This window comes from Streptomyces sp. NPDC050085 (assembly GCF_044460595.1).
Taxonomy (GTDB): Bacteria; Actinomycetota; Actinomycetes; order Streptomycetales; family Streptomycetaceae; genus Streptomyces.
The window spans coordinates 296,034-319,069 of record NZ_JBITJZ010000006.1 but is presented as its reverse complement, the minus strand read 5'-3'; the positions used below and the strand labels follow the sequence as shown (position 1 = coordinate 319,069).

Sequence of the window (23,036 nt, the reverse complement as noted above, 5' to 3'; positions counted from 1 at the left end):
CGCGGGCTCAGCGCGCGCGGCGCCGCATGTACAGGTCGAACGCGCGGTGCACCAGCGGTCGCAGCGGCAGGTCCCACTCCCCGACGTACCGCACCGCCCGGCCCCCGGTACCGACCTTGAAGCGGATCAGCCCCACCTGCGGATCAGCGGCGTCCAGCGTCGGCGTGATGCCCCGCAGGTCGTACACGTCGCAGCCCGCCGCCAAGGCGTCACGGATCATCGCCCACTGGCACGCGTTGGATCCCCGCACCTCGCGCTTGGCCGTCGACGAGGCGCCGTACACGTACCAGGCGTGCCCGCCGACCAGCACCAGGATCGTGGCGGCCACCAACTCGCCCTCGTGGCGCGCGAGATAGAGCGAGATCCGCCCGGGATCCTCGGCACTCAACTCCGCGAACATCGTCTCGAAGTACGCCGGCGGCCGCGGCCTGAATCCGTCGCGCGCGGCGGTGTGCACATAGAGCTCGTGGAACGCCGGGAGGTCCGACGCGCCACCGACCGTGACCTCGACGCCCGCCTTCGAGGCCTTCTTGATGTTGCGGCGCCACTGCTGGTTCATGCCCCTCAGGACGTCGTCCTGTGACCGTCCCGCCAGCGGTACCTCGTACGTGAACTGCGGCTGCCCGGCGCCGAACCCGTCCTCGGGGCTCTGCGGCAGCCAGCCGGCCGCCCGCAGCCGCCGGCTCACCTCGGCACCGACCGGATCGACGTGCCCGCCGGGCAGTCCCGTGAGCCGCCGCACGCCCGGATCGGCCACGCCGTCCTTGACCTGCGCCGCATCCCACGTGTGCGTCCGCACCGGCGGGCACAGTCGGATCGCGAACGCACCGCGGGCCTTGAGGTAGGACGCCAGCGGGTCGAGCCACGCACCGATGTCCCCGGACCAGTCGATGTCGGGGCCCCACGGCAGATACGCGAGCGTGAACCGCGACAGCCCCGGCACCGGCCGGTGAAGAACAAGCCCCGCCCCCACGAGCCGTCCGCCGTCGAACCATCCGAGCGACTCACTGCGCCAATCCGTCTTCACCCGCCCCCACGCCGGGGTCTGCACGAAGTTCACCGACCGCCGCGCCCGTACGAAGGACAGGTGCTCGGTGTCGCTCAGCGGCGCGACGGTCAGTGTCACAGGGAGGGACAGGGGTGGCGGTTCGCGGTATGACATGGCGCCAGTCAAGTCGGCGCTGTGTCGCCGGCACGTATCCGCTTTTCGATACGCCGACGATAGGCGCCGATGCCCCTACGGCACGCGGGCGACCCCGACGTAGAAGCCGCTCAGCTCATCGGCGGGCGCGGGCTCGTCCTTGTACCACCTGGTCGCCGTCACCAGGCCGGGCTCGACCAGGTCGAGGCCCTCGAAGAACGGCTCGACCTCGGCCCGCGTCCGCATCCGCAGCGGGATCTCGCCCTTGCGGTACGTGTTCTTCACCGACTGTGCGAGGTGCGGGTGCTCGTCGGTGGTGCCGTGGGAGAACATGAAGTAACTGCCCGACGGCAGCGCGTCGACGAGCGTCCGCGTCAGGCCGTAGGGGTCCTCGTCGTCCGTGATGAAGTGCATCAGCGCGACCATCGACAGCGCGACGGGACGGCTGAAGTCCAGGAACGTACGCGCGTGGTCGAGGATCGCCTCGGGCCGGCGCACATCCGCCTCGATGTAGTCGGTGGCCCCTTCCGGGGTGCTCACCAGCAGGGCCTCCGCGTGCCGCAGCACGATGGGGTCGTTGTCGGTGTACGCGATCCGGGCCGAGGGCACGATGCCCTGCACGATCTGGTGCAGGTTCGGCCGGGTCGGGATGCCGGTGCCGATGTCGAGATACTGGTCGACCCCCTGGCCCGCCAGCCAGGCCGCGGCGCGGTGCATGAACGCGCGGTTGCGCCGCGCGCTCCGCTGGGACTCCGGCGGCAGCTTCTCCGCCACCTCCTGATCGACCGGATAGTTGTCCTTGCCGCCGAGCAGCCAGTCGTAGACACGGGCCGGGTGGGGCCTGCTCGTGTCGATGCGGTGGGGGGAGGACTGTGCCGTCATGCCTGACTCCAGCGTGTGCTCGATCGCTGACCGGTTCACCAGGATCGTGCCGCGCCCTGGATGTGGCCGTTGAGGACCCTGGGATTATGTCATTGGCCATGGCATCGCACAGCGTCGCCGTGGACGTCCGATCATCCCCATCTGCCGTGCAGGCGAGGGGTGTTGGACCGGCAGCGGTCCGTCAGCTCTCCGCCATCCCTCGGACGGCCCTCCGTCATGCGCGACGCCGACGGCGACGGCAGGAGCCGCAGCCGCGAGTTCGGCGGTAGCCCGCGACTTCACTCCCGAAGGCAGTGTGGGATGTGACATGAGAACCCCCGATGCGGCGTCCGGACCACCACGGCATGACAGAGCGTGACCTCGACGTCCGGCCCGCAATGCGCCTACTCCCCAATGCCGCTTCGGCGTTGGGCGGGAGCGAGGGCCGAAGGGGCCAGTTGGGCGGCGCGTCAGGGAGAGGGAAGGGGCGCAGCCGTGCATACGCACGGGAGGCGCGGCGTGAGATTACTGTCGTAGCCATGACTGACAACGCACTGCGCTCCGTCACCATCGAGCGTGCCGGTCCCGGCCGGTTCACCGCGACCAATGCCCGTGGCGGCACACTCGACTTCGGGACCGGCTCGGGCACCGACTTCACGCCCGTCGAACTCTTCCTCGCCGCGATCGGCGGCTGTACCGCGGCCGATGTGGAGGTCGCCACGAGCCGTCACACGGAACCGACGACGTTCACCGTCACCGTGAACGGCAACAAGGTCGAGGACGAGAGCGGCAACCGGATGGCGGACCTCGGGGTCACCTTCTCCGTGACATTCCCGGACGGCCCTTCGGGCGATCGGGCCCGCGCGATCCTGCCGCGGGCGGTGAAGACCTCGCACGACCGGCTGTGCACGGTCAGCCGGACCGTCGAGGCGGGCACGCCGGTCGATGCGACTGTGTCCGACACGGCCGGGGGCAACTAGCCGGTGTAACCAGGGGGGCACCTGGAAGCGGCGACCAACTGACGCACGGGCCATCGCACCGTCCTGGCCGAGGCCGACCGAGGCCGGTGCGGCGGCCCGGCCTCGTTCACAGGGAGCGGGAGAATTCCTGGCGGTCGGCGAAATTCTCGTAGCCCGCTCGCGCGAACGCCTTGCTCATGGCGGTGTTGGCCCGGTCGCAGTCGCCCCGGATCTCCTGGGCTCCCGCCTCCACCAGCACCTTCGTCCCGCGGGCGACGACCGCGGTCGCGTAGCCGTTGCCGCGGTGGGCGGGGGCGACGGCGACCAGCCCGATGACCGCCACCGACGGATTGCGGGCGGGCAGGCTCAGGGCGGCCGGTGTGCCGTCCGGCGCGTGGCCGATCTCCCACCAGTGGGGTTCGTACGCAAACGCCTCCATGTCCGCGAGGACCTCCTCGGCCGCCCCGCGGGCGCCGTGCCGGGCCACCCCCGCGGCGAAATGAGCATCGGCGCTCGTCGGCAGCGTCTCCGCGAGCAGCGCGAGGAACGGCTCCCGGCCGAGCTCGGCCAGGGAACGCCAGGTCAACCGGTCGTCCTGCGGCGGGAGTTCACCTCCCGCCGCGCGGCGGAAGCGGCGGCCGTCACGGGCGAGCGAAAAGCCCGCGAGACGGAGCAGCTCGGCACGCCGCTCGGGATCCGCCTGGAACTGCGGCGCCTGCGCAGGAGAGTCGATGACGTGCTCCAACTCCGAGGCCCCCAGCGAGGCGGCCAGCTTCCCGGCCTCGGCCAACAACGCCTGCCCGGTGGCCAGTTCCGGCTCGTCCCACGGAACTTCGAGGAGCACCAGGGCTCTTGGGACGTCACTGCCGGGAAGCGTCCACAAGGCGGTGGCCGCGCCGACGCGCCCGTCACCGTCCTCGGCGACGAGACACCACTCGGGTCGGGTGCACTTCTGCGAGAGCAGGTCGGCGAGGTAAGCGGCGGTCCCGGCGTTGTGCTCGGGCCGGTCGGCGTACTGGACGAGGGCGGGCAACTCGGATGCGTGGGCGACACGTAGGTCCATGGCGGCGAGTGTTCCATATACAGAACGATGCGTAAACGGGGTTGCCGACCGCGAGGCGCGGGATCCGCTCGGGGCGCGGCCATCTGGCAGCTCGGGACTGAGCGAGCGGAAAGTCGGCCCCTCACAGAAGACTCAACCCCCACCCGGCACACGCACACGATCGTCCGCCCCGACGAACCGGACCGCTCCTCCTCGTGGTGGCCGACGAAGTGTCGCGCGGTGTCGCTGCCCTACCTTCCGGACAACACCGGTTCGAAGCCTCGGAGATGGGGGTCCGCATGTCGACGACGGACGAGTGCACGCGGGAGTGGGGATGAGAGGCGGCGCGGGACACGCCGTGCGCGTCGGGCCCGTGGTGGTGGTCGCCGCGCTGCTCGCCGCCGGGTGTGGGGGAGGGGGCTCCGGCTCGGGTGCGGGTGGGAAGGGGGCGTTGGCGGACGGGGGGAACTTCACCGTGGCGTACGCGTCCGATCCGGGGAGTCTCGACCCGGCGAAGACCGTCATGTCGATCGCCATCGGTATCAACCGTTATGTGTACGACTCGTTGGTGGGTCTCGACCGAAACGGCGAGCCCGTCGCGGGGCTCGCGCAGAGCTGGCAGGCGACGACAACGAAGGCGACCTTCACGCTGCGGCCCGGCGTCACCTGCTCCGACGGTGCGCCGCTGACCGCGAGCGACGTCGCCGCGAACATCGACTACATCGGCGACCCGAAGAACAAGTCGCCGCTGGCCGGTGTGCAGATCCAGCCCGGCACCACGGCGAAGGCCGACGACGCGCAGCGCACGGTCACCCTCACCAGCGGTGCCCCGGACGCGTTCCTGTTGCGCAACGCGGGCTCCGTGCCGATCGCCTGCGGGCGCGGCCTGAAGGACCGTACGGTCCTGGCCCAGGGCGGCAAGGGGAGCGGCACCGGCATGTTCGCCATGACCGAGGCCGTCGCCGGCGACCACTACACCCTGACCCGGCGCAAGGACTACAAAGGGCCCGCGGCAGCGGCCAAGGGGCTCCCCGACAAGGTGACGGTCCGCGTCGTCGCCAACGAGACCACGACCGCCAACCTACTGCTCTCCGGAGAGCTGAACGCGGCCGCGGTGGCCGGGCCCGAGCAACAGCGGCTGGCCGCGCAGAAGATGTTCCACGCCGATGTGCAGGCGCCGCTGGGCGAGATGTACTTCAACCAGGCCGGCACCCGCCCCGGCGCCGACGAACGGGTGCGGCGCGCGCTGGTCCAGGCGCTCGACCTGTCCGACCTCGGCAAGGTCATCACCAGCGGCACCGGAAAGCCGTCCCGGGGCATGCTCACCGACGAACCGCGGGCCTGCACCGGTGACTCCGTCACGGGCAACCTGCCCGCACACGACCTCGACGCCGCCAAGTCCGCACTGGACGCGGCCGGTTGGACCCAGGGCGCGGGCGGCACCCGTACCAAGGGCGGCAAGAAGCTGACCCTGAGCCTGCTGTACGGAAGCCAGAACGGGCCCACCATGGCCGCGGGCGCCGAGCTGATCCAGAAGGTGTGGAAGAGCGCCGGCGCCGAGGTCACGCTGAAGGCGGTGGACAGTCCCGGACTGAACAGCACCCTGTTCGGCTCCGGCAACTGGGACGTGTCCATGGGGCCGGTCGCCCTCTCGGTCCCCACCCAGCTCGTTCCGTTCATGTCGGGGCCCACGCCGCCGAAGGGCGTGAACTTCTCCGGGGTCGACAACTCCGCGTACACGGCCCTCGTACAGAAGGCGTCGCAGCAGGTCGGCGCCGCCGGCTGCGCGCAGTGGCAGCAGGCCGAAGCGGCGCTCATCAAGCACGTCGACGTCGTGCCCTACTACAACTCGCTCACCCCCGTCTTCGGCAAGTCGGCCCGCTTCGAGGTCGGCCAGGGCTCGATCGTCCCGTCCTCGATCCGCATGTACGCGGAATAGGGGGTCGCTGCGATGACGACAGTGATGACGCCGGCGGCGGCCGGAGCCGCTCCGCCGTCGACGGCGCCCGCGCCCTCCTGGCGGCACAACCGCTGGCTCCGGTTCGGCGTCCGGCGCGCGGCCCGGCTCGTGCTGTCGCTGTGGGTGCTCGTCACCGCCGCGTTCCTGATGATCCACCTCGTCCCCGGTGACCCGGTGCGCGCCGCCCTGGGCATGACCGCCTCGCCGGACGTCGTCGCGGCGCGCCGCGCGGAGCTCGGGCTCGACGACTCGCTGTGGCGGCAGTACGCGCACTTCCTCGGCGGACTGTGCACCGGAGACCTCGGCAGCTCCACGATCTCCGGGCTGCCGGTGACCCGGACCATCGCCGACCGGCTGCCCGCGACCGCCCAACTGGCCTGTCTCGCCTTCCTGTTGGCGCTCGCCGTCGCCGTCCCGCTGGGCACGGCGACGGCTGCCCTGACCCGGTCGGGGCGCCGCCGCGGCGCCGAGCTGGCCTTCACCTCGGTGAGCGGACTGCTGGCCGCCGTACCGGAGTTCCTGCTCGCCGTCGTCCTCGCCTACGTGTTCGCGGTGCGCCTCGGCTGGTTCCCCGTCGCGGGACGGCAGGGCCCCGGCTCGTACGTCCTGCCGGTGCTCGCCCTGTCCGCCGGGCCGGCCGCGGTGCTGGCCAGGATCTGCCGCGTGGAGGTGCTGTCGGTGCTGTCCCGCGACTACGTGCGCACCGCGCGCGCCAAACGGCTGCCGCCGCGCCGCGTGTACCTGCGCCACGCCCTGCCCAACGCGGTGACCGCCACCCTCACCCTCGGCGGCCTGCTGCTGTCGGCGCTGGTCGCGGGCACGGTCCTGGTGGAGAACGTGTTCGCCTGGCCCGGGCTCGGCTCGACGATCGTGCAGTCCATCCTGCAGAAGGACTATCCGCTGGTGCAGGGCATCGTGCTGGTCTACGGCGCCGGGGTGCTGGCCGTGAACCTGCTGGTCGACGTGGCGCTGGCCGTGCTCGACCCGCGCTCCGCGATCGGGGAGGTCTGATGTCCGCGGCACACTCCCGATGGCGCGCGGTCGCCCGCACCCCCGTCGGCGCCTGCGCGGGGCTGCTGCTCCTCGCGGTCGTCGCCCTGGCCGTCCTCGCTCCGGTCCTGTGGGGCGATCGGGCCGACGTGGTCGACACGGCCGCGATCCAGCAAGGCCCGTCCGGCGCCCACCTGTTGGGCACGGACGCGCTCGGCCGCGACGTCTTCCTGCGCGTGCTCGTGGCCACCCGCCTCTCCCTGTTCCTGGCGGTGACCGCGACCCTGCTGGGCGTGGCCCTGGGTCTGCTGCTGGGTGCGGCGCCCTCGGTGCTGCCCCGCCGCACCGGCCGCCTCGTCACCTCCGTGGTGAACATCGCCGTCGCGTTCCCCGGCCTGCTCCTCGCGCTGTTCTTCGCCGTCGTCATCGGCGTGGGCACGCGCGGCGCCGTCCTGGCGATCGGGCTCGCGACGGCCCCGGCGTTCGCCCGGCTCGCCCAGACGCTGAGCGCGTCGGTCGCGGGGCAGGACTTCGTGGCCGCCGCCCGCACCGTCGGCGTCGGCCGCATCCGGCTGCTGACCCGCCACATCCTGCCGAACATCGCCGAACCCCTGGCCGTCAACGCCACGATCGGCGCGGGCAGTTCACTCCTCGCCTTCGCCGGGCTCTCGTTCCTGGGCCTGGGCGTCCAGCCCCCGGACTACGACTGGGGCCGGCTCCTCGGCGAGGGCCTCGGCAGGATCAACCTGACCCCGGCGCCCGCCCTCGGCCCCTGCGTGGCCGTCGTCGTCACCGGCCTGGCGTTCCACCTCTTCGGCGAGGCCGCGGCCGCCGCCCTCGGCATCCGCACCCTGCCCCGCGCCACCGCGGCCCGTCGCCCGCCGGTCCCGCCCGGGCCCGCCGCCGCACCGCAACCCGTGGACGGGGAACCGGTCCTCGCCGTGGAGGACCTGCGGGTCGCCTTCCCCGGCCCCGACGGGTGGATCACCCCGGTGCGCGGCGTCAGCTTCCGCGTCCACCCCGGTGAAGCCGTCGGCGTCGTCGGCGAGTCCGGATCCGGCAAGAGCCTCACCGCGCTCGCCGTCTCCCGGATCCTGGAACCACCCGCCCACGTGACCGCCCGCCGCCTGGAGTTCACCGGGCAGCCGCTGCTGGACACCGGGCCCCGCGCACTGCGTACCCTGCTCGGCACCTCGCTGGCGATGGTCTTCCAGGACCCGGCGTCCTCGTTCAACCCCGTGACGAGCGTCGGACGCCAGCTCGCCGAGGTCGCCGAACAGCACCAACACCTGTCACGGCGCGCCGCGTTCGCCCGCGCCGAGGACCGGCTGCGTGCCGTCCGCGTGCCCGCACCCGAGCGGCGCGCCCGGCAGTACCCGCACGAGTTCTCCGGCGGGATGCGCCAGCGCGCCATGATCGGCATGGGCCTCATGGGCGACCCCCGGCTGATCGTCGCGGACGAACCGACCACCGCCCTCGACGTCACCGTGCAGCGCCAAGTGCTGCGCCTGCTCGCCGAGGTGCGGGAACAGCGGGGCGCCGCCGTCCTGCTCATCAGCCACGACATCACCGTCGTCGCCCGCACCTGCGACCGGGTGCTGGTCATGTACGCGGGCCGCATCGTCGAGGACCTGCCCGCCGCCGACCTGTTCAGCCGGGCCCAACACCCTTACACGCGTGCCCTGTTGGCCGCGGTGCCCGACCTCGACACCGACCGGGACCGGCCGCTCGCCGTGATCCCCGGACGCCCGCCGGAACCCGACGGGATGCCCGCGGGATGCGCCTTCGCCCCGCGCTGCCCGTACGCCGACGACCAGTGCCGCCGCGAGGACCCGGAGCCGGTCGTGTACCCGGCCGGGCACCGGGTCGCGTGCTGGCACCCCGCTACGGGCAAGGGCGAGTTGGCCGAGAACCGCACGACAGGAGGGACGGCATGAGCGAGCTCGTCTTCGACGACGTGAGCGTGCGCTACGGCAGCCGGCGCCACGCCCTGACCGCCGTGGCAGGGGCGCACCTGACCGTCCCGTCCGGTCAAGTGGTCGGCCTGGTGGGGGAGTCGGGCTCGGGGAAGTCGACACTGGCCCGCGCCGCCGTCGGCCTCGCGCCGCTCGCCCGCGGGCGGATCCTGCTGGACGGCACCGACGTGCGCGCCCTGCCGCGGCGCCACCGCCCGCTGCAGATGGTGTTCCAGGACCCGTACGCGTCCCTGGACCCGCGCATGACCGTCGGCGCGTCCATCGCCGAGGCGCTGCCCCGCGCACGCGACCGGGGCCGGGCGGACCGGCGTACCGAAGTCGCCCGGCTGCTCGACCAGGTGAACCTCGATCCGGACCGCGCCTCGATGCTGCCCGGACAGCTCTCCGGCGGTCAGCGCCAACGCGTCGCCGTCGCCCGCGCGCTCGCCGGGCGGCCGCAGGTCGTCATCGCCGACGAGATCACCTCCGCACTCGACGTCTCCGTCCAGGGCGCCGTGCTCAACCTGATGCGCGATGTACAGCGGCGGCTGCGCCTGAGCATGCTGTTCATCTCCCACAACCTGGCCGTCGTGCGCCACCTCAGCGACCACATCGCCGTGATGTACCTCGGTGCGATCGTCGAGGCGGGCCCCACGGAACAGGTCCTCGCCGACCCCCAACACCCGTACACCCGCGACCTGTTGGCCGCCGTGCCCCGCCGCACCTCGGCCTGGGACATCGCCACGGAACCCGCGCTCGACACCGCGGAACCGGCCGACCCGCACCACCCTCCCACCGGCTGCGCCTACCATCCGCGCTGCCCCGCAGGACCCCTCGCCCACGCCGGGCGCGACGTGTGCCGCACCACGGATCCCGCCGTGGCCGCCGCGACCCGGCCCCACCGCGCCGCCTGCCACTTCGCCCTCCCCAAAGAGCCACGGGAGGACGGAAGTTCATGACTCGAGCACACACCCCGCACCCATCCACCCCCGTCCGCGAGGAGACCGCACACCGTGACGCGACGCCTGGGCCTCGACGATCTGTACGCCATCGCCCTGCCGGAACAGCCGGCCATCGCCCCGGACGGCACCCGCATCGCCTACGTGCTGCGCACCGCCGACCGTGAACACGACCGGAACGAGCGCGCGTTGTGGACCGTGCCCACCGGCGGCGGCCCCGCGCGACGCCTGACCCGCGGCCCGGCCGACACCGCCCCTGCCTGGTCCCCCGACGGCCGCCGGATCGCGTTCCTGCGCGGCGGCGACGGACCCGCCCAGGTGTGGCTGCTGCCCGCCGACGGCGGTGAACCCGAGCCGCTCACCGACCTTCCGGCGGGCGCGGGAGCCCCGGTGTGGTCCCCGGACGGCACCGCGATCGCCTTCACCGCACCCACCGGACCCGCCCGGGGCAAGGAGCCGGTCGTCACGGACCGGCTCACCTACAAGGCCGACGGACCGGGCCTGTTCGGCACGGCCCGCAGCCATCTGCACGTCGTGGACGTCTTGGAGGGCGACCGGCGGACCGTCCGGCAGATCACCCACGGCGACTGGCACGCCGGACACCCGGCCTGGTCGCCGGACGGCCGCGGCCTCGCCTTCTGCGCGGCACGCGGCACCGACGCCGATCTGACGCGACGCTCCGCGGCGTACGTCGTGAACGCCACGGGCTCCGGCGCCGCACCGCGCCTCGTCGGCCCGCGCGAAGGCCTCGCGTACGCCGCCGCATGGGCCGCCGACGGGGACGCGCTCCTGGTCGCCGGCCGCACGGACACCGCCCTCGGCCACGCACACGTGCTGCGCATCCCCGTGGACGGGGGCGCACCGGCCGTCCTCACCGCCGGGCTCGACCGCAACGTCATGCCCGGCGGCCCCGGCTACCCGGGCGCGGTACCCCGGCCCACCGCCGACGGCGGCTCGGTGCTGTTCTGCGTACGGGAGCACGGCTGCACCCACCTCTACGCGACGGACCCCGACGGCGGTGCACCACGCGTCCTCGTCGGCGGCGCGGGACGGGTCGTCTCTGGACTGTCCGTCGCCGCCGGCCGCGCCGCGCTCGTCCTGGCGACCCCCATCTCGTACGGCGAGATCACCACCGTCGACCTCACCACCGGCCGCGAGCGGGTGCTCACCCGGCACGGTGCCGCACTGGGCGAGGTGGCCCTGTTCACGCCGCAGGAACGGGAGTTCACCGTGTCCGACGGCACCACCGTGCAGGGCTGGCTGCTGCGCGACCCGGCCGCCGACGGGCCGACCCCGCTGCTGCTCGACATCCACGGCGGCCCGCACAACGCGTGGAACGGCGCGGCCGACCCCCACCACCTCTACCACCAGGCGCTCGTCGCACGCGGCTGGTCGGTGCTGCTGCTCAACCCCCGGGGCAGCGACGGCTACGGCGAGGAGTTCTTCACCGCCGCCCGCACGGCGTGGGGCGAGGCCGACGCGGCGGACCTCCTCGAACCGCTGGACGCCCTCGTTGCCGAACGGATCGCGGACGCAGCCAAGTTGGCCGTAGCCGGTTACAGCTACGGCGGGTTCATGACCTGCTGGCTGACCAGCCGCGACCACCGCTTCGCGGCCGCCGTCGCCGGTGGCGTGGTCAGCGACCTCACCAGCATGTGCGGCACCAGCGACGAGGCCCACGCCCTCGCCGAGGCCGAACTCGGCGGGCAGCCGTGGGAACAGCGCGAACGCTACGCCGCACTGTCCCCGTACGCGCGCGTGCAGGACGTGCGCACCCCGACCCTGGTGGTGCACGGCGCGGCCGACGAACGCTGTCCGGTCGGGCAGGCCGAGCAGTGGTTCAGCGCGCTGCGCGTGCGCGGCGTTCCCACCCGGCTGGTGCGCTACCCGGACGGAGCGCACCTGTTCCTGCTCGACGGGCCGCCCTCGCACCGCGTCGACCTCGCGCGGCGCGTCGTCGACTGGGTGGAACGGCACGCGGGCACCGGCCGTCCCCCTCTGGACGTCGCGCACTGGCAGCGGCGCCTCGACGCACTCGCCGCCCGCCACCGCGTGCCCGGCGCCGTCCTCGGCATCGCCCGCGGCGACGAGACCGCCCTGGCCGCAACCGGTGTGCTGAACAAGGACACCGGCGTCACGGCCACCCAGGACTCGTTGTTCCAGATCGGCTCGATCACCAAGGTGTGGACCACCACACTGATCATGCAACTCGTCGACGAGGGCAGGCTCGACCTCGACGCACCCGTCACCGACGTCCTGCCGGACCTGCGCCTCGCCGACCCGCACACGGCGAAACAGGTGACCGTACGCCATCTGCTGACCCACACCAGCGGCATCGACGGCGACGTCTTCACCGACACCGGCCGCGGCGACGACTGCCTCGAGCGGTACGTCGACCAGCTGGACGCGGCGGCGCAGAACCACCCCCTGGGCGCGACCTTCTCGTACTGCAACTCCGGTTTCGTGCTCGCCGGCCGGATCGTCGAAAAGCTCACCGGCACCAGCTGGGACGCCGCCGTCAAGGAGCGGATCTGCTCCCCGCTCGGCCTCGCGCACACCGTCACCCTGCCCGAGGAGGCGCTGCGTTTCCGCGCCGCCACGGGGCACGACGCGCAGGGCGACGACGACCCGCGGCCCGTCCCCGTCTGGGGGCTGCCCCGGTCGGCGGGACCCGCCGGACTGATCACCGCGTCCGCCGCCGACGTCCTCGCCTTCGCACGCCTGCACCTCGCGGACGGCCGTGCCGCGGACGGCACCCGCGTCCTGTCGCCGCAGGCGGCACGCGCCATGACCGAGAAGCAGGTCGACCTGCCGGACGTGCACACCCTCGGGGACTCCTGGGGCCTCGGCTGGATCCGCTTCGACTGGGACGGCCACCGGCTCGTCGGGCACGACGGCAACACCATCGGCCAGTCGGCGTTCCTGCGCCTGCTGCCCGAACAGGACCTCGCCGTCACGCTGCTCACCAACGGCGGCGCCACCCACGACCTGTACCTGGAGCTGTTCCGGGAGATCTTCGCCGAACTGGCTGACGTCGCCATGCCCGCTCCGCTCGCACCGCCCGCCGGGCCGAACACCGCCGACATCCAGCGCCACACGGGCAGGTACGAGAGGGAAGGCGCGCGCATCGAGATCCTGCAGGGCGCCGACGGGCCGAGGCTGCGCCACACCGTGACCGGCCCGCTCGCCGCGCTCGTGCCTCAGACGGTCCAGGAGGCCGCTCTGGTGCCCGTGAGCGACGACCTCTTCGTCGTACGGCTGCCGGGAACCCGCTCCTGGACCCCCGTGACCTTCTACTCGCTGCCCACCGGCGAGCCGTACCTGCACTTCGGCGTGCGCGCGACCCCGAAGGTGTCCTGACATGAACCAGAAGGTGTCCTGACGTGAACCAACAGCACAGCGGCGTCGGCCGGTTCGACGCCGCACTTCCCGCCATGGTCGACGAGATCGGACGCCTGGTGCGCACCGAGTCGCCGTCGTCCGACCTCGCCGCCGTGGCACACAGCGCCGAGGCGGTCGCAGCCCTCGGCGCCTCGCACCTCGGCGCCGAGCCCGACCGGATCGTCCTCGACGGCCGCACCCACCTGCGCTGGCGTCTGGGCGGCGGACCACGCCGCGTCCTGCTCCTCGGACACCACGACACGGTGTGGCCGCTCGGCTCGCTGACCGGCCACCCGTTCACGGTCGAGGGCGGCATCCTGCGCGGCCCCGGCTGCTTCGACATGAAGGCCGGTCTGGTGATGGGCCTGCACGCGCTCGCCGCGCTCGGGCCCGTCGACGACGTGACGTTCCTGGTCACCGGGGACGAGGAGCTCGGCTCGCCGTCGTCGCGCGCGCTCATCGAGTCCGAGGCGGCCGGCTGCGACGCCGCGCTGGTCCTGGAGGCCTCCGCCGACGGCGGCGCACTCAAGACGGCACGCAAAGGCGTGTCCCTGTACGAGATACGCGTCGACGGGCGGGCCGCCCACGCCGGACTGGAACCGGAGCGCGGCGTGAACGCCGGGGTCGAGCTCGCCCATCAGATCCTCGCCGTGTGCGCACTGTCCGACAGCGCCGCGGGCACGACCGTCACGCCGACGTCGTCGCGGGCCGGAACCACCACCAACACCGTCCCCGCCCACGGGCGGTTCGCCGTGGACGTCCGCGTCCGTGACACCGCCGAACAGGCCCGCGTGGACGCCGCCCTGCACGGCCTGCGCCCCGCCCTCGACGGCGCGCGCGTCCACGTGACGGGCGGACCCAACCGGCCGCCGCTGTCGGCCGCCGCGTCCGGCGCGCTGTACCGGCGCGCCCGGCTGCTCGCCGACGACCTGGGCATCGGACCGCTGTCGGCCGCCGCCGTGGGAGGAGCGTCGGACGGCAACTTCACCGCGGGCATCGGCGTCCCCACCCTCGACGGACTCGGCGCGGTGGGCGGCGGCGCACACGCCGACGACGAACACGTCCTGGTCGCCGAACTCCCGCGCCGCACCGCCCTGTTGGCCGCCCTGATCGACGCCCTGCGCACCGCCGACCGCACGGACAAGAGCGTGGCCGACAGGAGCGCCCGATGACCAACCCGCCCGCCGCCACCCCGCTCGCCCCCGGGACGCGGCAGCGCATCGCGGCCGACGCCCTCGACGCCGCCACCGCGGCGGCCCGCGCGGCAGGCTGCCACGTGCGGCCCATCAGCGCCCTGCCCGACCTGGAAGCGACCTGCCGGCTCTTCGAAGGCATCTGGAAACCGGCCGGCGAGAACGGCCTCGCGACCACCGAGCTGCTGCGCGCGATGGACAAGGCAGGAAGCTACGTCGCCGCCGCGTTCGACGCGGCCGACGGCGGCGACCTCGTCGGCGCCTGCATCGGCTTCTTCGGACCGCCGCCCGACGGCTCCCTGCACAGCCACATCGCGGGCGTCTCGGCCCGCATGCGCGGCCGCAGCGTCGGCTTCGCCCTCAAGGCGCACCAGCGCGCCTGGGCACTGGAACGGCGCACGGGCCACGTGTCCTGGACCTTCGACCCGCTGGTGCGCCGCAACGCCTACTTCAACCTCGGCAAACTCGCCGGGCGGGCCGTCCAGTACCTGCCCAACTTCTACGGCCCCATGAACGACGGCATCAACGGCGCCGACGACACCGACCGCCTCCTCGTCGAGTGGCACCTGGCCGCACCCGAGGTCGCCGCCGCCTGCCACGGACACCCGCCGCGCGCACGGCGACTGCCCGACGCCGCCGTCGCCCTGGGCGCCACCTCCGACGGCCGCCCGCACGCACGGGCCGCGACCGGCCCCATGGCCCTGGTCGCCGTGCCCGCGGACATCGAGCGGCTGCGCCACAGCGACCCGCGGTCCGCGGCGGCCTGGCGCTCCGCCGTCCGCGACGTCCTCGGCGGACTCCTCGCCGACGGCTGGCAGGTGACGGGATTCGACCGCGCCGGCTGGTACCTCCTCGTACGAAAGGACACACCGTGAAGCTCACCGGCGTCGAACTCCGCGAGATCCGGCTGCCGTTGGTGGCCCCCTTCCGCACCTCCTTCGGCACCATGACGGACCGCACGGCGCTGCTGCTGCGCGCGGAGACCGCCGACGCGGAGGGCTGGGGCGAGTGCGTCGCGATGGCCGACCCCCGCTACTCGTCGGAGTACGCGGCCGCCTGCGCCGACGTGCTGCGCCGCTTCCTCGTGCCCGCGCTGGGCGGCGGACGGCAACTCGACGCGGCGGGCGTCGCACCGGCCCTGGCACCGTTGCGGGGACACCGGATGGCCAAGGCCGCCCTGGAGACGGCCGTCCTGGACGCCGAACTGCGCGGCCACGGCGAGCCGTTGGCGCGCGCACTGGGCGCCGTCCACGACCGCGTCCCGTGCGGCGTCTCCGTCGGGATCATGGACTCGGTGCCCCACCTGCTCGACGTCGTCGCCGGATACCTCGCCGAGGGATACCGCCGCATCAAGCTCAAGATCGAACCGGGCTGGGACCTCGCACCCGTACGCGCCGTGCGCGAACGCTTCGGGGACGACCTGCTGCTGCAGGTCGACGCCAACACCGCCTACACCCTCGCCGACGCGCGGCACCTGGCCCGACTCGACCCGTACGGGCTCCTGTTGATCGAGCAGCCGCTGGAGGAGGAGGACCTCATCGGCCACGCCCAGCTGGCCCGAACGCTCACCACGCCGATCTGCCTGGACGAGTCGATCACCTCGGCCCGCTCCGCCGCCGCGGCCATCACCCTGGGTGCCTGCGCCGTCGTCAACATCAAACCCGGCCGCGTCGGCGGCTACCTGGAAGCCCGCCGCATCCACGACGTCTGCGCTGCGCACGGCGTCCCGGTGTGGTGCGGCGGCATGCTGGAGACCGGACTCGGCCGCGCCGCGAACGTCGCCCTGGCCGCACTGCCCGGCTTCACCCTGCCCGGCGACACCTCCGCGTCCGACCGCTACTACCGCACCGACATCACCGAGCCGTTCGTCCTGGCCGACGGCCACCTGCCGGTGCCGGACGGGCCGGGCATCGGGGTGGTCCCGCTCCCGGACGCGCTCGACGAGGTCACCGTCGGCACCGAGTGGATCGCCCTGTGAGGGCCGCACCGCCCGGGGCGGATGCGACGCGCCCCTTGTGCCCGGCGACGAAAACGCCGCACAATCCCGTCCACGCCGACCACGTACGGCCGTGACCCCGGCCGGGGGGACCGTCGCGACAGGGGGAGCGGGCACCGTGAACACCCAGCCGAGGGCCAGCCTCAGCCGGGTCCTGGAAGACCTCGGGACCACCCTGCTCGACCTCGTGTGCGGCGACCCGGACACGGCGGACGAGATCGGCGGCGTCGTCATCCACGACCCCCTCGACGAACCCGTCCTGCCCCGCCGGGCCCTGGTGCTCGGCATCGGCGTCCACGGGCCGCACGACACCGCCCGGCTGCTCACCGCCCTCGGCGACACCGGCGCGGCGGCCCTGGTGGTCCGCGCCCCCGCACCGAACGACCCGGAGGTGACCGCGGCCGCGCGGCACTCCGGCGTCGCGCTGCTCGCGCTGACCCGCGGCGCCTCCTGGGCCCAACTCGCCGCACTGCTGCGCTCGTTGCTCGCGGACGGCGACATCGGCGAGGCGGGTCCGCAGACGCTCGGCGGCACCCCGTCCGGCGATCTGTTCGCCCTGGCCAACGCGGTGGCCGCACTCCTCGACGCCCCCGTCACCATCGAGGACCGCAGCTCCCGCGTCCTCGCCTTCTCCGGCCGCCAGGACGAGGCCGACCCCTCCCGGGTGGAGACCGTCCTCGGCCGCCAGGTCCCGGAACGCTTCACGCGGTTCCTCGAGGACCAGGGCGTCTTCCGCTCCCTCTACCGCAGCGACCGGCCCGTCCACGTCGTCCCGCCCGAGATCGACGGCTTCCACATCCCGCGCGCCGCCATCGCCGTCCGCGCCGGGGACGAGTTCCTCGGCTCCATCTGGGCCGCGACGCACACCCCGCTCAGCGCCGAGCGCGGCCGGGCCCTGCACGACGCCGCCCAGTTGGTGGCCCTGCACCTGCTGCGCCTGCGGGCAGGTGCCGACGTCGAACGCCGGCTGCGCACCGACCTCGTCTCCACCGCCCTGGAAGGCGGCCCGGGCGCCGCCGAGGCACTGGGCCGCCTCGGCCTGACCGACCACGCCGGTGTCGTCCTCGCCCTGACGGTGCCCGACCCGCCCGAACTCACCGGCTCCACCGACCTGCACGCCCAGCACGCGGCCGAACGACAGCGCCTGGCCGACGCGTTCGCCATGCACCTCTGCGCGATCCACGCCCGCGCCGCCACGGCCCTCATCGGCGACGTCGCCTACGGCATCCTGCCCGTGCCGCACCACCTGGCGGACGCGGAGGAGCGCGCGGCCCGCATCGGCACCGACTTCCTCACCCGCATCGGCGACCGCCTGAACCCTCTGATCGGCATCGGCCCCACCGCACCGAACGGCAGCGCGCTGGCCCGCTCCCGGCAGGGGGCCGACCGCGCCCTGCGCGTCCTGCGCGCGGACGGCGGCCCGCGCCGCCTCGCCCGCATCAGCGACATCCACGTAGAGGCACTGCTCCTCGACCTCGCCGACCTGGCGGCCGAGCGGGACGACCCGCCGACCGGACCGCTGGCCCGCCTCCTCGCGTACGACCGCCTGCACGACTCGCACCTGACCGACACCCTCAGTACGTGGCTCGACGCCTTCGGCGACGTGCCCGCCGCGGCCGAGGCGATGTACGTCCACCAGAACACCTTCCGCTACCGCCTGCGCCGGGCCACCGAAGTCGCGGAGACCGACCTCGCCGACCCCGGCATCCGCTTCGCGCTCATGCTCCAACTGCGCCTGCTGCGCCGCCCGGACGCGTAGGGCGGCGCAACAGACGGCGGGCCTCACTGCGGGCAGTACTCGGCCTCCAGGACGGACTGGGTGTCACCGGCCCAGTCGCCGTTGAAGTTGAAGGCCAGGGAGTGCTTGCCGTCCGCCGTGGTGACCGCCTCGGACGCCGACCCCTGGATGTTGCCGCCGTGCCCCCACACCGACGTCCCGCACGACAGGTCGAACTTCATCAGCCCCAGGCCGTACCCGGTGAAGGGAGCGCCGGAACCGGGCGGGACGGCGACGGTGGTCTTCATCTCCGCGAGCTGCCGCGCGGGCAGCAGCTTGCCGCCGAGCAGGGCGGAGTAGAAGCGGTTCAGATCCCCCGACTCGGAGATCATCGCGCCCGCCGAACCGGCCGCGGAGGGATTGAGCTCGGTGACGTCGTAGACCTGTCCGCCCGGTTGCGGCTGCAGGGACAGCTTCGAGTACGCACGTGAACTCGGCTGCGGCAGCGAGGAGTTGGTGCGCGGCACGGACGTGCCGTACAGGCCGAGCGGCTTGACGATCCGGCGGTCGATCTCGTCCGCGTACGAACGCCCCGTCACCTTCTCGACGATCATCCCGGCCAGGACGTAGTTCGTGTTCGAGTAGCTCCACCCGGCACCCGGGGCGAACAGCGGCTGATGGCGCACGGCCATGGCCACCAACTGCTCGGGCGTGTACGTGTCGTAGCGGTGCTCCAGGAACTTCTCGGTGAAGCCGTTCTCCAGGAACTCCGGATCCATGACGTAGTTGAAGAGGCCGCTGGTGTGGTCGAGCAGCTGCCGCACGCTCACCAGACGCCCGTCGTTGCCGTTGCCCTGCACCACGCCCGGCAGCCACGTCTCCACCGGGTCGTCCAGATCGATCTTCCCCTCGGCCTCCAGCTGGAGGAGCACGGTCGCGACGAACGTCTTCGTCATGCTCCCGATCCGATAGCGGTCGAACGCCGAACGCGGCTGCCGCGTCTGGAGGTTGCCCACCCCCGATGTCCCCGGCCACACCGAGATCCCGTCCTTGACCTGCGCCGCGACCCCGGGCACCCCGGCCTTCACCGCGGCGTCCATGGCCGCCTGCGTCCCGGCGTGCACGGTCCCGCCGGTGCCGCCGGAGGCCACCGCGGGCGCCCCCGCCGAGGTGACGGCCAGCATCGCCACGGCCGCCAGCCCCGCCGCACCGATCCGCACTCTGCCCACTGACATCTGCTGCCCCTCTCGTCGTCCACGTGCTCTCGTCGTCTGCTGCTCCGGTCGTCTGCTGCGATGACGGGAAGGTAGGCCGACCGCCGGGGCCGCAGCTTCGTCGTGCGCGACAACGTGCGCAGCGGCGCTTATGCGGAGGAACGAACGGCCTGTGGGACAGCCGGTAGGGTCCTGGCGGTGCGGGCCGCCGACGATGGGCGCCCGGGCACGACCACGATCGTCGGCCAGGAGGCTTCGATGGATGTACTGCTGCGTGAAGTGAGCGACTCCGACCTGCCCGTTTTCTTCGCCCACATGAACGAGCCCGAGGCGATCCGGATGGCGGCGTTCACCGCCGAGGACCCTGCGGACAGGGAGCGATTCGAGGCGCACTGGGCGCGCAACCGCCAGGATCCGACGGTCGTCCTGCGCACCGTCGTGACCGACAGCGGTGAAGTCGTGGGCCACGTCGCGGTGTTCGGGCCGCCCGAGGAACGCGAGGTCACGTACTGGATCGGGCGGCGGTTCTGGGGCCGGGGCGCCGCCATCGCCGCGCTGCGCGCGCTGCTCGCCCTCGCGCCGCAGCGCCCGGTGCACGCCCGTGTGGCCGCGGACAACGGCGGCTCCCTCCATGTCCTCAAGACCTGCGGATTCGTGACCACCGGCAGCGAGCGGGACTTCGCACACGGGCGGGGCGAGGACGTCGACGAGGTGCTCCTCACGCTGCTGGAGTGACCTCGGCATCGTCCTGCGGAGCCGCGCGGCGCAGGGTGCGGATCGCGGGGATCACGAACAACGCCGCACAGCCCGCCACACAGGCACCCGCCGACACGAGCAGCAGCCGGCCGGGCGGGGCGAGCGCGGTGGCGGGACCCGCCAGGATCTGGCCGAGCGCGATCCCGGACACGGAGCCCGCCTGCTCGTAGGCGGTGACCCGGTTCAGGACCGCGGGCGGCGTGTGGGTCTGCACGCTGGTCGCCCACATCACCGACCAGAAGGCCATGGCGCCGCCGCCGAGCGCGTGCCCGGCCAGCAGCGCGGGCAGTCCGGCGTCCAGGGCGACGCACAACGGCAGCAGCGTGAACAGGGCCATCGCCAGCGCCCCCGCGGCCAGCGGCCTGACCGGGCGCAGGCGCAGGGCCAGCAGGCCGCCGAGCACCGTTCCCACACCGAGGAAGGACACCGCGAGACCGTACGCGTTCGGGCCGAGCCGGTCGCCGATCAGCGTCGAACTCAGCGGCACCAGAGGTCCGAAGACCAGCACGCCGTAGACCATCCAGATCAGGATCACCGCCCACATCCAGGTGCGGGCCCGGAACTCCTGCCAGCCCTGGCGCAGATCGCGGCGCAGCGAACTGCCGGTGCGCGCGGGCGAGTTGGCCTCGACGGCCCGGCTCGACGGGGCGAGGCGGATGAGCGCCAGGCACAGGGCGCTGAGTGCGAAGGTGCCCGCGTCGATCGTGTACACGGTCCCGGCGTTGGTGAGCGCGATCAGTACGCCCGCCAGGACCGGGCCGAGCAGATGGGCGAGGGCGTCGGCCACCTTCAGCGTGGCGTTGGCCCGTTGCGGCTCGTCGGTGACCAGGGGGACCATTCCGTTCACCCCGGGCAGGAACATCGCGACGGCCGCACCGGCCACGGCCGCCATGGTCACCAGGAGCCAGAACGGGGGCGGCCCGGCGAAGAACGCGGCGGCCAGCACGCCCTGGGTCAGCACCCGGACGAGGTCCGCGCCGACCATCATCCGGCGGGCCCCGAACCGGTCGGCGAACACCCCGCCGAACAGGACCAGGAGCACGAACGTCCCCGTCCACACGCCGAGGACGAGGCCGACTCCGGAGACTCCGTACAGTGCGCCGACGGCCAGCGCGGCGGCCACCGGCATCATCGCGTCGCCGATCAGCGAGACCGCGCGGGCGGTGAAGTAGAGCGTGAAGCGCCGGTCCCACAACGGGGGGCGGGCGACGGGCTGTTCGGCCCGGGCGGTGTGTGTCGGTGAGAGGGTCACAGAGAGATGTTGGACTGGACCAATAGGCGAACCCAGTGTCCTGAACGACATGAAGAGGTACTTTCGCGCCATGACGCACGCGACGCCGCACACGATGACACCCGGGACGACGCCCGGGACGACGCCTGCGATGACCCACGCCATGGCTCCTGCCTCGACGCCCGCTTCGACGTCCGTCACGACGCCCGCTTCGACGTCCGTCACGACGCCCGCTTCGACGTCCGTCACGACGCCCGCTTCGACGTCCGTCACGACGCCCGCTTCGACGCCCGTCTCGACGCGCGTCACGGCGCCTCGTTCGCGGCCCACGTCCCCTGCGCCGCACCGGGTCGTGGCCCTGCTGCAGCCCCCGCAGTCGACCTTCCCCCTGGCCTGCGCGACCGAAGTGTTCGGCGACCACGGCCCGGCGATCCCCGCCCGCTACGCGGTCGACATCTGCACCGAACTCCCCGGCCCGGTCCGCACCCAGGCGGGCTACGACATGCTGGTCACGGCCGGCCTCGACGCACTGGAGCGTGCGGACACCGTGCTGGTACCGGGCTGGGACCAACCGCCTGGCACCGAGCCCTCCCCGGCCGTGGTCGACGCGGTCCGGCGGGCGCACGAGCGCGGCGCACGCATCGTCGGCCTCTGCTCCGGCACCTTCGTGCTCGCCGCCGCCGGACTCCTGGACGGTCGCAGGGCCGCCACCCACTGGGCCGGCGCCGCCGCACTGGCCACCCGGTTCCCGCGCGTCCACGTCGACCCCGCCGTCCTGTACGTGGACCACGGCGACGTCGCCACCAGCGCGGGCTCTGCGGCGGGCGTGGACCTCTGCCTGCACCTGGTGAGCCACGACCAGGGAGCCGCCTACGCGCTGCGGGTCGCCCGGCAGTTGGTGATGCCGCCGCACCGCGAGGGCTGCCAGCTCCAGTACGCCGAACTGCCCACCTCCGGACCGGTCGCGGACTCCCTCGCCCCGCTCCTCGACTGGCTGTCCGGGCGGCTCGACCAGCCGGTCAGCGTCGCCGAGATGGCACTGCGCTCACAGGTCTCGGCCCGCACCCTGACCCGCCGCTTCACCGAACAGCTGGGCATCAGCCCCGGCCGCTGGCTCCTCGACCGCCGGATCGACGCCACCCGGGCGCTCCTGGAGGAGACCGACCTGCCCGTGGAGACCATCGCGCGCCGCGTCGGCCTCTCCTCCGCGGTCAATCTGCGGCGCCGCTTCCACGAGTCGCTGCGCACCACTCCGGCCGCCTACCGTCGCGCGTTCCGCGCCGACTCCTCGCGGAGCGCGAGCCATTCCTGAAGTTCGATCAGATTCCGCTCCGGGTCCTCCAGGTAGGCGACGCGCATCCGCTCGCCCATCGGGCCCGGTGCCTTCACGAACTCCGCGCCCCGCGCGCCCAGTTCGGCATGGGCGGCGTCGAGGTCCTCCACCCGCAGCACCACGAGCGCGCGATACCCCTCGGGCTCCGTCCCCAACTGCCCGAGCACGCCCGCCATTTGGGCCCGGTCCTGCAATGCGACGGCGCAGTTCCCGGTGTCGGGGCTCAGCTTCGCGTAGGGGCCGTGCTCGGCCTCGAACTGCGGCTTGAGCCCCAGCACGTCGCGGTAGAAGCGGTAGACGGCGGGGAAGTCCGAGACCAGCAGGCGCACTTGAGTGAGTTCCATGTGG

The 23,036-nt window shown here is 73.2% G+C and carries 18 protein-coding genes; 12 read left to right on the top strand and 6 right to left on the bottom strand.

Annotation, left to right across the window (positions count from 1 at the left end; genetic code table 11):
• Positions 1-7 precede the first annotated feature (7 nt).
• Together ACIBUY_RS24535 and ACIBUY_RS24530 are read right to left on the bottom strand one after the other, a co-directional pair.
• Positions 8-1,162, bottom strand: coding sequence for a lipid II:glycine glycyltransferase FemX (locus ACIBUY_RS24535; RefSeq protein ID WP_399153707.1), 1,155 nt, complete (start codon positions 1,160-1,162; stop codon positions 8-10).
• A 75-nt stretch (positions 1,163-1,237) separates the two neighbouring features.
• A complete protein-coding gene (locus ACIBUY_RS24530) occupies positions 1,238-2,023 on the bottom strand; it encodes an SAM-dependent methyltransferase (RefSeq protein WP_399153706.1) in 786 nt (261 codons plus the stop codon).
• A gap of 518 nt (positions 2,024-2,541) precedes the next feature.
• Between ACIBUY_RS24530 and ACIBUY_RS24525 the strand changes: the two genes are divergently transcribed.
• Entirely contained in the window at positions 2,542-2,982 is a 441-nt protein-coding gene (locus ACIBUY_RS24525) for an OsmC family protein (protein WP_365575834.1), read from the top strand.
• Positions 2,983-3,088: 106 nt separating this feature from the next.
• Here the strand turns inward: ACIBUY_RS24525 and ACIBUY_RS24520 are convergent, their stop codons facing one another.
• A complete protein-coding gene (locus ACIBUY_RS24520; protein ID WP_399153705.1) occupies positions 3,089-4,024 on the bottom strand; it encodes a GNAT family N-acetyltransferase in 936 nt (311 codons plus the stop codon).
• Between the two features lie 313 nt (positions 4,025-4,337).
• On the opposite strand from ACIBUY_RS24520, the gene ACIBUY_RS24515 reads away from it, so the two are divergent.
• The 9 genes from ACIBUY_RS24515 to ACIBUY_RS24475 all read left to right on the top strand — a co-directional run bounded on the left by ACIBUY_RS24515 (position 4,338) and on the right by ACIBUY_RS24475 (position 18,196).
• On the top strand, positions 4,338-5,942 hold the full coding sequence (locus ACIBUY_RS24515; RefSeq protein ID WP_399153704.1) for an ABC transporter substrate-binding protein: 1,605 nt from the start codon (positions 4,338-4,340) through the stop codon (positions 5,940-5,942).
• Positions 5,943-5,954: 12 nt separating this feature from the next.
• Positions 5,955-6,974, top strand: a complete 1,020-nt coding sequence (locus ACIBUY_RS24510; protein ID WP_399153703.1) for an ABC transporter permease — start codon at positions 5,955-5,957, stop codon at positions 6,972-6,974.
• A complete protein-coding gene (locus tag ACIBUY_RS24505) occupies positions 6,974-8,890 on the top strand; it encodes a dipeptide/oligopeptide/nickel ABC transporter permease/ATP-binding protein (protein ID WP_399153702.1) in 1,917 nt (638 codons plus the stop codon). Before ACIBUY_RS24510 ends, ACIBUY_RS24505 begins: the two co-directional genes overlap by 1 nt.
• Positions 8,887-9,867: an ABC transporter ATP-binding protein gene (locus tag ACIBUY_RS24500; RefSeq protein WP_399153701.1), complete on the top strand. Its 981-nt coding sequence runs from the start codon at positions 8,887-8,889 to the stop codon at positions 9,865-9,867. The genes ACIBUY_RS24505 and ACIBUY_RS24500 overlap by 4 nt, the downstream gene beginning before the upstream one ends.
• A 54-nt stretch (positions 9,868-9,921) precedes the next feature.
• Positions 9,922-13,227 (top strand): serine hydrolase, encoded by a 3,306-nt coding sequence (locus ACIBUY_RS24495; protein ID WP_399153700.1) that lies wholly within the window; start codon positions 9,922-9,924, stop codon positions 13,225-13,227.
• Positions 13,228-13,301: 74 nt separating this feature from the next.
• Positions 13,302-14,420 carry a M20 family metallopeptidase gene (locus ACIBUY_RS24490; RefSeq protein WP_399153796.1) on the top strand — a complete coding sequence of 373 codons (1,119 nt, stop codon included), beginning with the start codon at positions 13,302-13,304 and terminating at the stop codon, positions 14,418-14,420.
• The gene (locus tag ACIBUY_RS24485) at positions 14,417-15,316 is read left to right on the top strand and encodes a GNAT family N-acetyltransferase (RefSeq protein WP_399153699.1); all 900 of its coding nucleotides are present in this window, start codon (positions 14,417-14,419) and stop codon (positions 15,314-15,316) included. Before ACIBUY_RS24490 ends, ACIBUY_RS24485 begins: the two co-directional genes overlap by 4 nt.
• Positions 15,313-16,419, top strand: a complete 1,107-nt coding sequence (gene menC / locus ACIBUY_RS24480) for an o-succinylbenzoate synthase (protein WP_399153698.1) — start codon at positions 15,313-15,315, stop codon at positions 16,417-16,419. The genes ACIBUY_RS24485 and menC overlap by 4 nt, the downstream gene beginning before the upstream one ends.
• Before the next feature lie 136 nt (positions 16,420-16,555).
• Positions 16,556-18,196 (top strand): PucR family transcriptional regulator, encoded by a 1,641-nt coding sequence (locus ACIBUY_RS24475; protein WP_399153697.1) that lies wholly within the window; start codon positions 16,556-16,558, stop codon positions 18,194-18,196.
• 23 nt (positions 18,197-18,219) lie between these two features.
• On the opposite strand, the gene ACIBUY_RS24470 is transcribed toward ACIBUY_RS24475, so the two are convergent.
• Positions 18,220-19,389 carry a serine hydrolase domain-containing protein gene (locus tag ACIBUY_RS24470; protein WP_399153696.1) on the bottom strand — a complete coding sequence of 390 codons (1,170 nt, stop codon included), beginning with the start codon at positions 19,387-19,389 and terminating at the stop codon, positions 18,220-18,222.
• A 237-nt stretch (positions 19,390-19,626) separates the two neighbouring features.
• On the opposite strand from ACIBUY_RS24470, the gene ACIBUY_RS24465 reads away from it, so the two are divergent.
• A complete protein-coding gene (locus ACIBUY_RS24465) occupies positions 19,627-20,103 on the top strand; it encodes a GNAT family N-acetyltransferase (RefSeq protein ID WP_399153695.1) in 477 nt (158 codons plus the stop codon).
• On the opposite strand, the gene ACIBUY_RS24460 is transcribed toward ACIBUY_RS24465, so the two are convergent.
• Positions 20,087-21,664, bottom strand: a complete 1,578-nt coding sequence (locus tag ACIBUY_RS24460) for an MFS transporter (protein ID WP_399153694.1) — start codon at positions 21,662-21,664, stop codon at positions 20,087-20,089. The genes ACIBUY_RS24465 and ACIBUY_RS24460 overlap by 17 nt on opposite strands.
• A 43-nt stretch (positions 21,665-21,707) precedes the next feature.
• Between ACIBUY_RS24460 and ACIBUY_RS24455 the strand changes: the two genes are divergently transcribed.
• Positions 21,708-22,667, top strand: a complete 960-nt coding sequence (locus ACIBUY_RS24455) for a GlxA family transcriptional regulator (RefSeq protein ID WP_399153693.1) — start codon at positions 21,708-21,710, stop codon at positions 22,665-22,667.
• Here the strand turns inward: ACIBUY_RS24455 and ACIBUY_RS24450 are convergent.
• The gene (locus ACIBUY_RS24450; protein ID WP_399153692.1) at positions 22,616-23,032 is read right to left on the bottom strand and encodes a VOC family protein; all 417 of its coding nucleotides are present in this window, start codon (positions 23,030-23,032) and stop codon (positions 22,616-22,618) included. The two genes, ACIBUY_RS24455 and ACIBUY_RS24450, sit on opposite strands and share 52 nt — an antisense overlap.
• Positions 23,033-23,036 lie beyond the last annotated feature (4 nt).

Coding starts and splice junctions, on each gene's coding strand:
- ACIBUY_RS24500 (WP_399153701.1), top strand. CDS start 8,887: ATGAGCGAGCTCGTCTTCGACGACGTGAGCGTGCGCTACGGCAGCCGG.
- ACIBUY_RS24470 (WP_399153696.1), bottom strand. CDS start 19,389: ATGTCAGTGGGCAGAGTGCGGATCGGTGCGGCGGGGCTGGCGGCCGTG.
- ACIBUY_RS24465 (WP_399153695.1), top strand. CDS start 19,627: ATGGATGTACTGCTGCGTGAAGTGAGCGACTCCGACCTGCCCGTTTTC.
- ACIBUY_RS24490 (WP_399153796.1), top strand. CDS start 13,302: ATGGTCGACGAGATCGGACGCCTGGTGCGCACCGAGTCGCCGTCGTCC.
- ACIBUY_RS24450 (WP_399153692.1), bottom strand. CDS start 23,032: ATGGAACTCACTCAAGTGCGCCTGCTGGTCTCGGACTTCCCCGCCGTC.
- ACIBUY_RS24535 (WP_399153707.1), bottom strand. CDS start 1,162: ATGTCATACCGCGAACCGCCACCCCTGTCCCTCCCTGTGACACTGACC.
- ACIBUY_RS24485 (WP_399153699.1), top strand. CDS start 14,417: ATGACCAACCCGCCCGCCGCCACCCCGCTCGCCCCCGGGACGCGGCAG.
- ACIBUY_RS24530 (WP_399153706.1), bottom strand. CDS start 2,023: ATGACGGCACAGTCCTCCCCCCACCGCATCGACACGAGCAGGCCCCAC.
- ACIBUY_RS24510 (WP_399153703.1), top strand. CDS start 5,955: ATGACGACAGTGATGACGCCGGCGGCGGCCGGAGCCGCTCCGCCGTCG.
- ACIBUY_RS24525 (WP_365575834.1), top strand. CDS start 2,542: ATGACTGACAACGCACTGCGCTCCGTCACCATCGAGCGTGCCGGTCCC.
- ACIBUY_RS24515 (WP_399153704.1), top strand. CDS start 4,338: ATGAGAGGCGGCGCGGGACACGCCGTGCGCGTCGGGCCCGTGGTGGTG.
- ACIBUY_RS24505 (WP_399153702.1), top strand. CDS start 6,974: ATGTCCGCGGCACACTCCCGATGGCGCGCGGTCGCCCGCACCCCCGTC.
- ACIBUY_RS24520 (WP_399153705.1), bottom strand. CDS start 4,024: ATGGACCTACGTGTCGCCCACGCATCCGAGTTGCCCGCCCTCGTCCAG.